Here is a 16,369-nt window from a genome sequence, read left to right as displayed (position 1 = left end):
GTTATTCTTAGTTCTTCTTTCTTCTCGCCAGCATTCCTGCGAGTCCGGTCAGGGATATCGCAAAGAGCATCAGCCAGATACCGAGAGGATCTCCGGTAGCCGGAACCTTGTCCAGTTCCTGCGCAGTAGCAGCAGCGGTGGGAGCTGCGGCAGCTGAGTTGTCCGTACTGTCATTATTATCGTTATTGCCGGTGTTATTGCTGCCGGTATTATTGCTGCCGGAGGTGTTCCTTGCTACCGTAAAGCTGGTGCCTGCGGCGCCGTCTGTCCATACGATCTCAAAGGTGTGACTGCCCTCGGACAGAGTCTTCAGGTAATCTGCATGTAATTCGATGATCGTGGAGCCCTCACTCACGGTATAGTTCTTGGAATCAATGATATTCCCATCTACCTTTACATTCTGGAACTTGGAATATTCACCGTTTCCTCTGATTTTGAGACTTCTTCCGTCCGTATTCTGGTTCCAGGAGCCGTTCGCGCCTTCAATGATCTGATACTGTACCGTCAATACTACGGTATCGGTGGTAACTGAACCGGCCGCATTGCTGAGAACACACCGGTACTTAAATCCGTTGCAGTCTCTATCCGTTACTCCTATGGTGTAGGTTGCACCGGTAGCTCCGGTGATGTCTACAAATCCCTTGCCGTCATTTCTGTCAATCTGCCACTGATAGGTTACGTCCGTACCGGTTGCAGTAACTTCAAACGTTGCTGTGTCTCCTACTGTCACAGATACACTCTTGGGCTGTGCAGTGACTGCCGGAGCATCCACATGGTAAAGTTCGATTTCACCGGTCAGAATCTCATAATTGGTATCCGCAGGGGTGAAGCGCCACTTGTAAGTCTTGTTCATATCGACTGCCGTGTCATTGGGAAGTACACCTGCATCATCTATCCACTCCAGTGTACCGTCTGCCGGATGAATGGTGCTGCCTGCCAACGTCAGTCCTGCGTCTGCCAGGGTCTTACCGCCTGTGGTAATCTTATGGTACTTCGGTTCACCGCTTGTAGCAGCCTGGGTAATCATAATGACAAAAGGTGCACTGGTGATCTCACTGTAATCGACATCACCTGCCTTGGTTGCTGTGATAACAACGCTTCCGACCTTAACCGGAGTCAGAACGCCATTCTCATCAATCGTCGCATCGCCTGTGCTTCTTACTTCATCCACTTTGTAAGTAATCTCGCCTGTTCCGGAGCCGCCGACCGTGCTCAGTTGCAGCTTCTGTCCATAGACCACAGTGTTGTCACCGGTGATGCGCAATGTCTCCTGAGGTTCCTTTGCCGTCAGGGTCAGTACCAGATCCTTGGTAAAGTTTTTATAATTTGGATTGGAAATCGTTACCGTCCAACAGATGGTGTCATTTTCCGCACCGGCTGTCAGCCTGTAGGTGATCTTTCCGGCTGTATTAATCATAGCCGGTTCCACCTTTGCAGATCCCGAAGTTTGTGCCTCGGAAATGCTGTATGTCCATGTCTCCCCGGCAGGAAGTCCTGTGTAATCGGGTGTGAAGGTCTTCTGCTTCCGGTCGGAGAATTTCTGCTTTAAGTTCTCCTCCTGCAATACACCGCCCTTAGCCTGCGTAATCGCTACCTTTGCGGTGGTCATGTTGGAAACAAGCTTATAGTTGTCTGCCGCTTTTCCCTGCAGGGTCACCGTAACGGTAACTTTTTTGTCTGTGCCGACATTCGCATTAACCATCTTGCCGGTCGCGGTATAATCGGAACTTGTCAGCGTTGCAACAAGTGTGTTTGTGCTGTCTTTGAAGGTCACTTCTAAAATGGTCACGGAGGTATTATTCCGCTCGTAGCTGCGGTCTTGCGTGCGCGCGGTTGCAATGCTGATAGGCTTTGCAGTAATAGTTGCCCTGGTCTTATATGTTCCGCCGGTCAGTTCATAGTGAGAGGCAAACTCACCAAGAAGTTTTACCGTTACCTCTGCATCCTGTTTCCCGGCGTTTTCACTTTGGAAAGCACCGGTCACCGTGTAGTCCATACCCGCTACCAGACTATCTATTCTCACGTCTGCCTCGTTGGCAAAAACTACCCCTGTGACGTCAGCATTCACGCTTCCATCGTATTCCTTGTTGGCAACGGTAGCCTGTACAATATGAACACGTGCCTTATTCACCGTCAGTGTGTAACTTGCCGTGCCTAACTTATAGTTCTTCGTCTCGGCGGCTGTCGCGGTAATGGTTGTCTCGCCCACTCCGACAACGGTAACCTCACCTTTTTCATTCACAGTTGCAACGGAATTGTCGTTGCTTTGGTAAGTCACCACGCCGTTGCCCATATTGGTAAGCTTATTGTTGGCAGGCTGCGTTCCATAGGAGGTCGTCACAGTGGACTTTTCAAAGCTCAGCTTCGGATCCGCCTTCTCAATGGCAAATTTCTTAACAACATCTGCAAATCCATAATTCCCCTTTGCCTTAACGGTTACGAAACCGGCATTCGTACCGGCGTTTACGTTATCACCGTAAATAATGGTGTAGTCCGTACCCTTCGTCAGCGGTCTGCCATCGATGGTTACGGTAACATCCGGTGTAATCCGTTCGCCGGTATAAGTATAAGTTGTGTTACCGCTCAGTTCCACAGTCGGTTCGGTAATAATGGGAGTAATCCTAAACGCCCAGTTTTCATCCGTCAGGTCACTTGCTGCGTTAAAATTCGAGCCGTACGCCACACTGATTTTAACCTTGTATTCACCCGCATTCATGGGCTGCACTTCCGTCTCGCCCTGATAGTATTTCACCATAACATCGCCCATGCCGGTGATGTTCGTCGCAGTCTTGATGTCTGCAGTCTTTGCCATGCCGTCATATGTCAAGCTGCCCGGTGCGGTAAAGACAAAATTTTTCGCTGCGGGATCTGCCTTTTGAATCTCATAAGTCACACTGGCTGTCACACCACCCACTGTGATGCTTGCGGTATAAGCACCGACATTGGTGGGATAGGAACCGTCAGGGAGTGTAGCACCCTGTCCGTTTCCAACCGTGTAGCTGATTGTGGGATCCTTCTCACCGGTGAGCAGTTTGTTCTCAAGTATTGCCTTTTTGTTGCTGCCATCGTAGATCAGAGTATTCTCCTCAGGTGCCTTGATGGTCACGCTGCCGCCGTCAATGTTGGGACAGTTCGTTGTATTAACGCAGGTGGCGGTAATCGACTTGCCGTCTGCGCCCAGCGTGTATTGCCAACTGTGCTGGTGGGCGCTAAGGTACAGATTACCCTGCGCATCCTTTATAACCATATAGCCCCTATCTGTATTGTCCGGCTTGAAAATCTTAGTATAGTCCACCAAGCCGGTTGCTCCGGTAGCAATCTGAACCGGAACTTCTGCCGTGGGGCTATTGGTGATAGACACACCAATACTTGCGGCATCCGTCAGGCTTGAATCAATGTTGATAAATGATTTCGAGTTTTCATCATATTCGAACAGGAGAACATTCATGTCGGTGTTGCCGGTAATCTTTGCCGTGCCGCCGACCGTCATTGTAACATTCGCAGGAATATCTGCTCCTACTTTATTGCCGGTGATGGTACCGCCATACATATTAAACACATCAGTACCGGAAATCCCATCCACACCATTCCTATTTCCGGTGATGGTGCCGCCATACATGGTGAATGTAGCAGTGTCAGTGCTAGAGTGAGCATTGAGTTGCACACCATCAGACTTCTTATCGGTTGAGGTGATGGTACCGCTCTCGTGGTCGCACAGGGTCAGATTGCCATTCTTGGGAATAACAAACGTCGAAGCATCCTGTGCCGAATTGGTGATGCTCTTTCCGTTCAGGCAGAGATTTACGTTGCCTGAGATTTTGATCGTACCGGCAAACGTAATATCGTTCAGTAAGTAGTAGTTGCCCGCAGGAAGTTTGTATTCCATCCCTTCTGTGCCATTGCTACTGCTTACTTTCGTTCCGCCGCGCATCAGCGCCTGTGTATCTGCATTATAGGTCAGGGGAGTCCACAACACATCGTCATGCTTAGTCTTGTGACTGCAGTCTGCACTGCCACAGATTGCATGCTCATGCAGCTCGCCACTTACCACATACAGACTGTTGTCGATGTTCTGCACGCTGTATGTGTTGCTGCTATTATTGTCGATGGTGAATTTGCCCGCAATTTCATCCGTCAGGGTAATACCCGTGGCTGCCTCGGCGAACTTCATAAAATCTCCCTCCGCAGGCAGCTTTTCCAGCGTCACACCAATGTTTGCACCATCCGTCAAACTTATGCCGCTGCCCCTAGTCGAGCCGACGGTGATAGTCTTGCCGCCAGGCAAATAAACATTGCCATTGGTGTTGCCGGTAATGTTCACATCCCCGTTGACTTCCATGGCTTCAACACTCTCAGCTACATACACACCACTACCGTTGTTCTTCGCCGTGTTACCGGTGACACTGCCACCACTCCATTCGACGCTATGATCACCTTTCACGGCAACACCGCCGCCGTTGGCATCGGCTTCGTTACTGGTGATGCTGCCACCACACATCTCAAAGGCGCAATCCATGTCAACGCCGCCACCGTTGGCGGCTGCCTTGTTGCCGGTAATCGTTCCACCTAACATCAAGAGTCTGCCAACGACATACCCCCCGTTCACTTTATAATTACTTACACGTCCAGCCACGCCACCGCCATTGTTTGCGCTGTTGTCTGTGATGCTGCCGCCGTACATGTAGAAGAAACTGCCGTCCAAATACACACCGCCACCGTGGTCATCAGTGTTGTTGCCGGTGATGTTTCCACTATACAGGCTAAGGTCACTGAAGGGTTTTAAATATACGCCACGCCCTTTCATACCGTCAACATGGGTAATCTCTCCTGTGTTGTTACCGCTGCCGTTACAGTCACAAAGTGTAAGTGAATCCGTATCTTTTCCTTCACCTACGGTAATGGTGTCAAAATTGCCGTTAGCTGTGATGCTGTAACCATTCAAACAAAGTGAGATGTAGCCTGTCGGATTCCAGCTCGTATTATTCAGAGCAATATTAGTCGTTAAATAGTAATACTGTCTGTGTGAGCTACTACTTCCACCCTTGATGTTGCGCAGATCCTCTTCCGTCCTGATCGCAGTCCACAGCACATTTTTGTGATTCTTACTCTCAGTGCAGTTCGCCGTGCCACAGAGACCATGCACATGTAATTCGCCGATTGAAAAGTTGACAGCGTTGTCTAACGCATACTTGTAATAGCCGGTATCGCTGTTGAAAGCATTCAGGTCATCCGCGGTCAGTGTGTAATCATCGCTTGTACCCTTGGCGATGGCAACTCGCACACCCTCGGCGAGCTGCTGTCCCATGGTCACGCCAATCTTGGCGGAGCTGCTCAACCCGTTCGCACCGATGAGAATGGTCTTGCCGCTGGGCAAATAGACATTGTTATCGTTTCCATTACCCGCGTTGTCGGTGATTTGTGCCGTACTGGACACAGTAAACTTGCCGTAATAGGGCTCAGAAATATATACACCACCGCCGTTTTTGCTAGCGACGTTGTTTGAAATCCTACCACCGGACATGGTAAACCTCATATTTCCATATGCACTCTTCAGCCATATACCACCACCGTTACCAGTAACGGCTGTGTTTCTAACGATATTACCACCAGATATATTGAATTTTACTGACTTACTAATTGTAGATTCATAGTATATACCACCACCGCTAGACGGTGCATGGTTGCTGTCAATACTACCACCGGATATAACGAAGTTGGTGCTATCTTTTGCATACACACCGCCGCCGTTACCGTTTATGGTTACTTTGTTATCAGAGATACTGCCCTTATACATGTAAAAATTACCACCATCTACGTATACACCGGCACCACTACCTTTGGCAATCTGGTTTTTGGTAATTTCGCCGTTATACAGTATCAAGGTACCCAAGGACATTATACCTCGTCCTATATTATCCTGTGCATGGGTAATCTTGCCGACCACTTTCTGACAGTCGGTGATAATCAGCTTCGTTCCTTTCGCAACCTGAATGGCATCAACTTCTGCTGCACAGGTGATTGTTTTTCCATTTAAACAGAGTGCTACATCATAAGTGCAGATCCATGTATCATTCAATTTAACATTGTCTGTCAGATAATAATAGCCCCCACTCTTGATGTCAGTCAGATTGGAAACGCCTATCCAGGTCTGATTTCCATGATTCTCGCTGTCACCACAGGTTGCGCCACAAACGGGATGCCGATGCGGTTCGGTCGCCGACAATTTCACCTCGCCACCCACAAGAACTGGATAGAGGTTCTCTTTATCACTGCAAATATGATCCAAATCTTCTTCGGTCAGGTGACCGCCACCCCCAGCCTCCACAGCTACCGCGGCAACCGTTACGAGGTTGCTCTCGGTGGGTGTATCCTGGGTGGATACGCCGATTTTTCCGGCGAATGTGGATAATTTACTAATCCGAATTGCATTGCCGGTAGCCAGATAGACATTGTTCTGAACATCTTGACACAAGTTGTCACAGACCCGAGGAGCACCGCCGGCAATTTTAAAAGTACTATTTTCTACATAGACGCCGCCACCATTCTCGGTTGCCGTGTTATTGCTAATCTGCGCATTGCCGCTCATGGTAACCTGACCGTTTTTACGTACATACACAGCACCTCCTTGGGTGGCTGTATTGCCGCTGATTTTCGCATTATCGGACATATATAAGCAGTTACCGACTTCTCCGTCAGTGCTGGCAAATATATACACTCCGCCACCTGATGTCGTCCATTTGGTGGGAGCAATGTTGTTACTAATCTGTGCATTGCCGGACATGTTCATGACGCTTTTGTCCGACAACAGTACACCGCCAGCAGAAGCAGAGACCATGTTGTCGCTGATTACACCACCATACATGTTAAATGTGCTACCGAGCGCAGCGACGCCACCACCCCAACTTGCAGCATTGCCTCTGATTGCACCGCCATACATATTAAATGTGCTATTATGCACATACACACCGGCTCCATTATAACTGCCTTGGAGCTTATTACCACAAATAGTTCCACCGTACATGGTAAAAGTGGCGTTATTATCCACTTTCACACCTAAATCCGACCTTCCCACGCTGTGAGTGATAACTCCACCTGTAACGGAGATGCGGTTCTCCGTATTTTCCTCGCACGGCACCCATCGAGTGAACAGACCTTCCTTGCTTGTGGTGAAATAGTGCATACTCTCACTACTATTGCAGTCACAGAGAGTAAATTGTCCCTTATCTATCTCAATGACAACAAAATCCCCGTTTGCCGCAATGCTGTGACCATTCAGACAAAGCACCACGTTATTGTTCGGTTTCCATGTTTCCATTGTCACGATATCCTGAGTCAGGTAGTAATATCCTTCCGTTGCAGCTTGCAGTGCTGCTTCACTGTCTATGGACTTCCACTCTGTCACAATGCTATGCTTATACTTATCTGTGCATGTCGCGCCGCAGATGGGATGGTCAACATGCTGACCTTCCGCCACCGTCATCGGAACCGTCATCGGTGTATTCAACGCTTCAGAAATAGCATGAAGTCGTGTCATATCCAGTTCTGCGATCTGCTCCTTGGTCAGTGACTCCATAGCCTCGTCGATGGCTTCCAGCTGCGCACCGACACTTTCTGCATTTTCCACCGTCACTTCGTCCGGCAGAGCATCGATGAGTGCCTGTACCTTCTGCACTGCTGCCTTCTTCTCATCGTCTGCCGAGGTATCCTGCGTGCCGGCATCACTATCGCTGACACTTTCCACTGAGGGTTCCACAGTATCGGGGGCTTCGCCCGCAGTGGAATCTTCCGTACCGGGAGTTGCCGCAGTGGTGCTCTTATCAGCCGGAGTCTCTTCCCCCGGTGCCGCAGCTGCTTCTGCTTCCTCTTGCTCTGCCGCAGAGTCTGTTTCCTGCTGTTCTTCCTGTTCTGCCACCGCATCAGCCTCCTGTGCGAATGCTGTCATGGGCAGTGTTGAGAAGCAGAGAATAAATGCCAGTAACATGCTCAATACTCGTTTTTTCATAGCGTTTTACCTCTTTCCGATGGGCATAGTGATACCCATTATCTTAAAGATAACGTACCACACTTTCTCTCAGCGGAACCAGGGGCTGCATGAATCGACCCAAATATGTCATGAATCGACCGAAGAGGACTTTAAATGGCTCAATGCGGTTCAATAGCAAGTATTCCTTGAAAAAGTCTTTCCGGTATTATATTCTATTATTATGTCCTATAAAAATCAGTTACAAAGTATACACACAGAAAGGTTTCTATATGTGGATTGCAGATCATTGGAAAGATTATGAAGTGCTGGATACGTCCAGCGGAGAAAAGTTAGAGCGTTGGGGAGATTATATTCTCGTCCGTCCGGATCCCCAGGTCATCTGGAAGACACCCCACGATCATAAGGGTTGGAAGCAGAAAAACGGTCATTACCACAGAAGTGCCAAGGGCGGCGGAGAATGGGAGTTCTTCCATCTGCCGGATGAATGGGCGATTCATTACACCCTGCCTTTTCAGAAGGAAGCCTCCGGTAAGGCTGATCCTCTGACCTTCCATCTGAAGCCCTTCAGCTTCAAGCATACCGGTCTGTTCCCGGAGCAGGCGGTGAACTGGGACTGGTTCTCCGGTCTGATCCATGAGGCAGGCCACCCCGTGAAAGTACTGAACCTCTTCGCTTACACCGGCGGTGCTACTGTATCCGCTGCGGCTGCGGGAGCTGCTGTGACCCATGTGGATGCGTCCAAGGGTATGGTCGGCTGGGCGAAGGAGAACGCTGCTGCCAGCGGGCTTGCCGATGCTCCTATCCGCTGGCTGGTGGACGACTGCATGAAGTTCGTAGAGCGTGAGATCCGCCGTGGCAACAAATACGACGGCATCATCATGGATCCCCCTTCCTACGGCAGAGGTCCTAAGGGCGAGATCTGGAAAATAGAAGATAATATCTGGGATTTCGTAGGACTGACCGCACAGCTTTTATCCGATGATGCGCTGTTCTTCCTGATCAATTCGTACACTACAGGATTGCAGCCCGCCGTGCTGTCCTATATGATGAATTCCACCCTGACGAAAAAGTTCGGCGGTCATGTGGAAGCCGAAGAGATCGGCCTCCCTGTCACCGAGAGTGGGCTGGTACTGCCTTGCGGCGCTTCCGGGCGCTGGCAGCGTGACTAAATTATACGCATAACAAGCAATCGCAAAAAGGAGCCCCCTCGTGAGGCTCCTTTCTTCTATAGCACATATTTTCTTAACACCGGGATCTTGCGCAGCACCCATGCGGTTGCCGTTGCCAGTGCCAGCACTACCAGGCAGAATGCAGCCAGCAGCAAAATCAATACCGCTTGTCCCGCGGCTACAGACTGCACACCGCATTGTTCCAACACCGTAAAGGGTGTGATCTTCACGAATTTATACAACAGGTTCACATACACCGGATGTACCAGGTATACGGCGAAGCTCAAGGCTCCCGCCTCCTGCCAGGGGATCCGGTGTATTCTGTCCTTCTCCCGGGCAGCCAAAGCCGCGCCATCTCCTCCCCCATTCCATCCTGCAGCGAACAGAAGCACTGCAAGCAGTACTGTAAACGGATAATTGTATGCCATCTGAATGGAGAATCCCACAAGTGTTCTGCTCAGGATCATTCCCAGAACCAGAACCGCTACTGCAGCTGTCAGCCATACGTTCCTTCCCTTGTCCACACCTACTTCTCTCACCGCGAAGAAATATCCACACAGATAATACAGGAAATACACACCGCCATCCGGCAATACCGGAATACTGTTGACGTCCAGTACCTTATTCAGAAACGGTGCCACACTGCTTCCCAAGAAGATCACTGCCATCATTGCTACAACAGCCCACACCGGTAGCACACGTAGCACTTTTTTCAGAAGCGGCGTGATCAGATATAAAAACAAGATCAGATACAGATACCACATATGGGACCAGGTATGTCCCATCAGAGTCATCTTCAGTGCCTCCGGGATCATCCTGATCCGGAAGGTCCGCTCCGCCACTACCAGCTCGGAAGCTGCATACGGAACGCCGAATAGGAGGATCGCCAGTGCAATCCTCCTGCAATATTTTTTAATCATGACCGGATAAGTCAATGTACGTTCCGGATTCAGGAACAAATATCCCGAGATCAATAAAAATATAGGAACACACCAGGTCACCAGATCCATAACTGACAGCAATAATGACCGGTATTCCGGCATTATCGACGCATCTGTCACATCTGTCGCACCTGTCAGTACATGCATCAGCACCACTGCACAGGTTGCCAGTACCCGGAGCACGTCCAGGAACTGCTTCCTGGGTCCGGATAAGCCGTTTGTCATGTCTCTCCCATCTCCTCCATCAGGCGCATGCCTGCAGTATCTGTCACAGGAAGGGAGAATACGATGCTTTGTGCCTTACTCTCCAGTCCTGCTTTTTCCATTATAGCACGCATGATGGAATTTTTCTGCTCACTTTTTACCACAATGAACAACATTTCTTTTTCCGGCACCAGTGTCACGCCCAGAAACTGCTGTGCATTCTCTGTTCCGGTGCCCTTGGCATGGATGACTGTGCCGCCCGCCGCATGTACTTCTCTCGCTGCATCCATGACCAGCTCCGTATATCCATGATTGGCTATCACTACCAGAAGCTCATTCTTCGTCTCTTTCAATGTGGACTCCTCTCCTTTTACGAATTCCTGCCCGCAGGTCAGGTAATTCAATGCTTTCTTGCCGCCGACACTGCTCACGGGAATGATAAATGCGATTCCCATTCCCGGGAGATCGATCTGCATTTTCTTACGCAGAGCAGCCTTGATCTGCCGCCAGGCAGCATCTGTGACGAGATGAAACAATACGCTCTTCTCCATGCCGTCCAGTCCAAAATAATCTAAGATCTCATTCGCCGCGGTTCCCATGCCGACGGTAACACTGCCGACCTGTGCGCCTTTTTCTTTATAGCATTCCACGAATTTCCTCGTCAGCTGACGATTGGTGATGGTGACCATCATATATAATTCACTCATGGGCACACCTCCTACAGTTCAATGATGGCATTCTCATCCAAAGCACCAAATGCATCCGCCGCACCGGCAAATACGCCTGCACCGCTCTTCTGCTGCTTTAACTGATATACCATTCCCAATATCTGGATCGTGATCAGCGGTGTCATGGCTACCATTGCTACCACACCGAAAGCATCTGCGACTAAATTGCCGCCCACCGCCACACAGGCACCCTGTGCTAACGGCAGTAAAAAGGTAGCTGTCATGGGACCGCTCGCCACACCGCCGGAGTCGAAGGCGATCGCTGTGAATATCTTCGGTACAAAAAAGGATAGTCCGATCGCCACACCGTAGCCCGGGATCAAAAACCATAGAATCGGGATCCCCGTCAGCACGCGGATCATCGCCAGTGCTACGGATAAGGATACGCCCACGGACAGAGAAATCCCCATGGATCTGGCAGAGATAGCGCCGTCCGTCAGCTCCTCTACCTGATGATTCAGTACATAGACCGCGGGCTCCGCTTTTACGATAAAGTAACCGATCAGTACTCCCACCGGCACCAGTACCCACCTGTAGGATCTGGCTGCCATGACCTGACCAAGGTAATTACCGGCAGGCATAAAGCCCACATTTGCGCCGGTCAGGAACAGTACCAGACCGATATAAGTATACACCAGGCCGATCAGGATCTTCGCCAGTGTCTTCCCCGACAGCCGCAGGGCAAATATCTGGAACAGACCGAAAAACAATACAATAGGAAGTAATGAGAGTGCGATCTCTTTCATATAATCCGGAATCCCATGGGCAAAAAGCTGCGCCAGTTCCACGGAATCAGCGATCTCCGGGATTGCCACCGGCTGGTAATCCGCATTGGTCGGCTTATAGATCAGCCCCAACACCATGACCGCCAGGATCGGGCCGATGGAGCACAGTGCTACCAGACCGAAGCTGTCGTCTGCCGCATGATGGTCATTACGGATGGACGCAATACCGACACCAAGTGCCATGATAAAAGGAACGGTCATGGGTCCCGTGGTCACGCCTCCGGAATCAAACGCCACTGCCCGAAAGTTCTCCGGTACGAGAAATGCAAGAACGAACACTGCTATGTAGAAAAAAGTTAACAACGGCGGCAGTGCCACACCGATCAGCATACGCAGAAGGGCAATGACCAGGAAGATTCCCACGCCCACTGCCACTGCCAGGATCAGCGTCATGTTTGGAACCGAAGGCACCTGTGTCGCCAGCACCTGCAAGTCAGGCTCGGAAATGGTGATCACCACTCCCAACAGAAAAGATAACACTACGATCAGCAGAATATTTTTACTCTGGGTCATTCTGGCACCCACTTTTTCTCCCATGGGGGTCATGGACATCTCCGCACCCAGGGTGAAAAACATCATACCGGCCATGACCATCACCGCTCCCACCAGAAAGCACAGCAGGATACTGGAGGTAATTGGAGCTATGGCAAAGCTTAATACGATCACGATCCCTACTACCGGCAGGACCGCCTTCAAGGATTCTGCAAATTTTTGCCGGATCTTTGGATTCAATAACTTCAATATTGGTCTTTCCTTTCTTTAGGTTTTCTTTATCTTAACATGAAGCAAAGACCCGATCCTACCGTTTTTCGTGAATTTATAAAATTTTCACGGGTTCTTAACGCAATCTTTATGCAGATAGCTCCCGGTCCTGCCCAGACTGCTTTTTCACAAATTTATAGGCCCAGACATCCACCACGATCACAAACAGGAAAAAGAAAACGAAGATCCAGTCCGCATCCAGAGACAATGCGGAATCATAGATACCGTGTTCGATCATCGGCATGAACACGCTGAGCTTCAGGTAGCGTTTCCTGCGTTTTTTATCGCCTGCAAGTTCTGCCTCCTTCGCCACACCGAAGAAATATCCCATGATCACGCCATCGATGGCATGGGAAGGCACGGACAACAGGGCTCTGGTCACTGCCGTCCCAAAGTCACCGCCCAGACAATACAGAACATTTTCAATGGCTGCAAATCCCAATGCCGAAGTCACGCAGTACACGATGGCATCGAATTTATAATTGAATGCTGGATGCTTCCATGCCGCCCATTTGGCCGCCTTCATCTTGCAAAGTTCCTCGATCAGTGCCACCCCGATAAAATTATCCAGGATCACGTAGCACAGCGTATCTGCATCCACAAATACCAGAAATACTTCATCCAGAATGATTTCCAGTATCATGGCCGGGATCACGGACAACACGCCGAACAGGAATATTTTCCACAATAATCCCCTCGGCTCCTTCTCCACCTTATCCTGTCTGTAGATCCATACCACCAGTGCGATGGCCGGCAATAGTGCCAATCCTGTCAGAAACATAACCTACTCCTCTCCTGTCCACATAGACGGTCCGCCCTTTCAGGACCGCCGCCATACTACATTTTAATCTAATGTTTTTCCTGATGTCAACCTAACGAAAGTATATGTTCCTATTTTTTGTGTCTTAGCTTTTCCGGAGGCTACCTGCCTGCCTTTTGCCACAGCTTTAGGGGAAAATATTCCGGTTTTCATATATCCTTAACTACTTCTTTACACCTTGCATTGCAAAGTAATGGTACTATAGTTATAATAAATTTACAAAATAACTAACAATATTTCATGGAGGATCACACCGTGTTCCGATCATTTTCCGAAAAAAAATCACCGCGGAAAAGCTTCCGCTTAAAACCACCCTTTACCAGGCACGCCATCAGTATCCTGATCTGTGCTGCCTGCATGCTGTGCGCTACACTTGCCTCTTTTTTATATCAGCATATTGTCCCGGACAACCATGCCAATGTAGCACTGTTCTACATTCTGGCACTGGTGATCATCGCCAGATGGACGGTGGGCTACGGCTACGGCATTGCCTGCACCCTTTTTTCCGTAATAGCGATCAATTATCTGTTTACCTATCCGTATTATAAGCTTAATTTCACTCTGACCGGCTACCCTATCACCTTCCTGCTGATGAGTGGGATCACTCTGATCCTGTGTACCATGACCTCTCATATGACCATCCAGTCCGAGATGATCGCAGAGCGGGAAAAGCGGCTGGCAGAAGCCGAAATGGAAAAGATGCGTGCGAATCTTCTGCGCGCCATCTCCCACGATCTGCGCACGCCGCTCACCGGCATCATCGGCAACAGCTCCCTGTTTCTGGAAAGTCAGAACGATCTAAGCTCCACCGAACAGCGTACGATCATGACCAATATCTACGAGGATTCCAACTGGCTGTTGAATATGGTGGAAAATCTGCTGTCCGTCACCCGTATCCAGGGAGACAGCTTAAGCATCAATACCACAGAGGAGCCGGTGGAGGAAGTGGTGGGAGAAGCTTTGGAGAAGCTGAAAAAACGCTATCCCGATGCCGCCATCCGGGTCAGGATCCCCGAGGAATTTCTGATGATACCCATGGATGCGGTGCTGATCGAGCAGGTCACCATCAATCTGCTGGAAAATGCCATCGTTCATTCCGGAAGTATCCTGCCCATTGATTTCATCGTGGAGGATCATCCGGAGCATGTCTCTTTTATTGTGAGAGACTACGGAAAAGGACTGTCGGAAGAAAAATTACAGAATCTGTTCGAGACGGGTACCTACAACAATTCCCGGAGCTCGGATTCCCGCAAAGGCATGGGTATCGGTCTGTCCATCTGCAAGACCATCATCACCGCCCATCACGGAACGCTGAGTGGCAGGAATCATGCGGATGGCGCGGAATTCTGTTTCACACTTCCCAAGGCGGAAGCTCTCGCTTCGGAAAAATAAGTGTACTCTCAGCCACATACGATAGAACTGTTGAAAATACCGGAAAGGATATGGATCTCAGATATGAATAAGATCAAAGTTCTCTTAATCGAAGACGATAGAAGTATCAGTAATTTCATCACCGCTACCATGGACCGGGAAGGCTACAAGATCATGCATGCCTTAAACGGCAGAGAGGGACTTAGTCTCAGCACTTCTTTCTGCCCCAACGTGATCCTGCTAGACTTAGGGCTGCCGGACATGGACGGATTGGATGTGTTGCAAAAGCTGCGCTCCTGGAGCGATGTTCCCGTGATCATCATATCTGCCCGCACCAAGGAGCAGGAAAAGGTCTCCGCTCTGGATCTGGGTGCGGACGATTATATCACAAAACCCTTCGGCACCGGCGAGCTCATGGCAAGGATCCGCACTTCTCTGCGGCACAGCCACGCCCAGGCTCCCGGCCATGTGTATAAGGCACTGGATCTGGAGATTGATTTCGAAAAACGACTGATCCGCCTGCGGGGCGAAGAGATACATCTGACCCAGATCGAATACCAGCTGCTTACACTTTTAGCGGAAAATTCCGGCAGAGTCCTGACCTACAGCTATATCATGAATGCCATCTGGGGTCCCTATATGGACAATAATAATCAGATCCTCCGTGTCAACATGGCGAACATCCGCAGAAAGCTGGAACAGAATCCCGCGCAGCCCCAGTATGTCTTCACTGAGATTGGTGTGGGCTATCGGATGCGTGAGAACGAGAACGGTGGGACTGTATAAACAGAAATACAATTCCCGACACTGCCTCCAGCAATATGAGTACCGTCCCTCTGTCCAGTGCCTTCCAGACGCTGTCCAGGGTATCCATCCGGCCCAGAATGTCTATGTAAAAGAAATCCAGATAGATGACCGCCGGTGAGATCACACATCCCGGATGCAGTACCGTCCGCTCCATGAGCAGACGGTACATTTCCACTGCCAGAAATATTACATTCAGGGCATAGCCCGCACAAAGCTGATTGTTCAAAAACGGTCCCAGGGAGCTGAGTTCCATACCAAGGGGAACACTTCCTGCCCGGACCATTCCGAAGCTTAAATACATGATTCCAACACTCCACAATAGCATCGCAAGGGATGCTATTCCAAGTCCTCTGCTTAATTGACTGGAGGGAATCATTTTCACATCCTCTTCCTTTCCGAAATACCAGTATACAAGCCCCAGCATCGTCAGCGTCCCCGCCATGGAGATCCCGGCCACCTGGCAGGCAATATCTCTTCCCCCAAACAACCCTCTTCCGGAAAATAAACAGATCCCGATGACACAGTTATAGATCAAAAGCCCCAGCACGATCAGATACAGGATCCTCTTTTCACGTTTCCGCTGCTCCTGGAGCTTTGCCAGTCTCACGACTTCCGTCACAGCCTCCTCCCGGTCTCCCGCCCGCTCTCCGGTCACGATGTCCTGAATCGGCAGTTCCAACAGATGGGACAGGGACTCTAATACGCCGATATCCGGAAAACTTTCTCCCGTTTCCCTTAATTAAAGATATTGTTGGGTAAAAAAGAAAGGTCAGTCGATTTTGCCGATGAAGCGGTAGT

The 16,369-nt window shown here is 49.9% G+C and carries 9 protein-coding genes; 3 read left to right on the top strand and 6 right to left on the bottom strand.

Annotation, left to right across the window (positions count from 1 at the left end):
- Positions 1–7 precede the first annotated feature (7 nt).
- On the bottom strand, positions 8–8,002 hold the full coding sequence (locus DW835_RS09195) for a YDG domain-containing protein (RefSeq protein ID WP_118668922.1): 7,995 nt from the start codon (positions 8,000–8,002) through the stop codon (positions 8–10).
- 251 nt (positions 8,003–8,253) lie between these two features.
- Here DW835_RS09195 and DW835_RS09190 point away from each other — a divergent pair, with 251 nt between their 5' ends.
- A complete protein-coding gene (locus tag DW835_RS09190; protein WP_118537817.1) occupies positions 8,254–9,153 on the top strand; it encodes a class I SAM-dependent methyltransferase in 900 nt (299 codons plus the stop codon).
- Between the two features lie 56 nt (positions 9,154–9,209).
- On the opposite strand, the gene DW835_RS09185 is transcribed toward DW835_RS09190, so the two are convergent.
- The 4 genes from DW835_RS09185 to DW835_RS09170 form a co-directional block, all read right to left on the bottom strand.
- Positions 9,210–10,319, bottom strand: a complete 1,110-nt coding sequence (locus tag DW835_RS09185) for an acyltransferase (protein WP_118731013.1) — start codon at positions 10,317–10,319, stop codon at positions 9,210–9,212.
- Complete coding sequence (locus tag DW835_RS09180; protein ID WP_118503451.1) at positions 10,316–11,005, bottom strand: P-II family nitrogen regulator; 690 nt, start codon at positions 11,003–11,005, stop codon at positions 10,316–10,318. Before DW835_RS09180 ends, DW835_RS09185 begins: the two co-directional genes overlap by 4 nt.
- 11 nt (positions 11,006–11,016) lie before the next feature.
- Positions 11,017–12,552, bottom strand: coding sequence for a DUF1538 domain-containing protein (locus DW835_RS09175; RefSeq protein ID WP_118731012.1), 1,536 nt, complete (start codon positions 12,550–12,552; stop codon positions 11,017–11,019).
- Positions 12,553–12,661: 109 nt separating this feature from the next.
- A complete protein-coding gene (locus DW835_RS09170) occupies positions 12,662–13,354 on the bottom strand; it encodes a PrsW family glutamic-type intramembrane protease (RefSeq protein ID WP_118537788.1) in 693 nt (230 codons plus the stop codon).
- A gap of 294 nt (positions 13,355–13,648) precedes the next feature.
- Here DW835_RS09170 and DW835_RS09165 point away from each other — a divergent pair, with 294 nt between their 5' ends.
- On the top strand, positions 13,649–14,785 hold the full coding sequence (locus DW835_RS09165) for a DUF4118 domain-containing protein (RefSeq protein ID WP_243037111.1): 1,137 nt from the start codon (positions 13,649–13,651) through the stop codon (positions 14,783–14,785).
- A gap of 63 nt (positions 14,786–14,848) precedes the next feature.
- Complete coding sequence (locus tag DW835_RS09160; protein ID WP_118537790.1) at positions 14,849–15,550, top strand: response regulator; 702 nt, start codon at positions 14,849–14,851, stop codon at positions 15,548–15,550.
- Here DW835_RS09160 and DW835_RS09155 read toward each other — a convergent pair.
- Complete coding sequence (locus DW835_RS09155) at positions 15,492–16,250, bottom strand: hypothetical protein (RefSeq protein ID WP_118731010.1); 759 nt, start codon at positions 16,248–16,250, stop codon at positions 15,492–15,494. The two genes, DW835_RS09160 and DW835_RS09155, sit on opposite strands and share 59 nt — an antisense overlap.
- Between the last annotated feature and the right edge of the window lie 119 nt (positions 16,251–16,369).

This window comes from Clostridium sp. AM34-9AC (genome assembly GCF_003480225.1).
GTDB lineage: Bacteria > Bacillota > Clostridia > Lachnospirales > Lachnospiraceae > Acetatifactor > Acetatifactor acetigignens.
The sequence above is the reverse complement of the archived record's forward strand: the minus strand, read 5'-3'. Positions and strand labels throughout refer to the sequence as shown.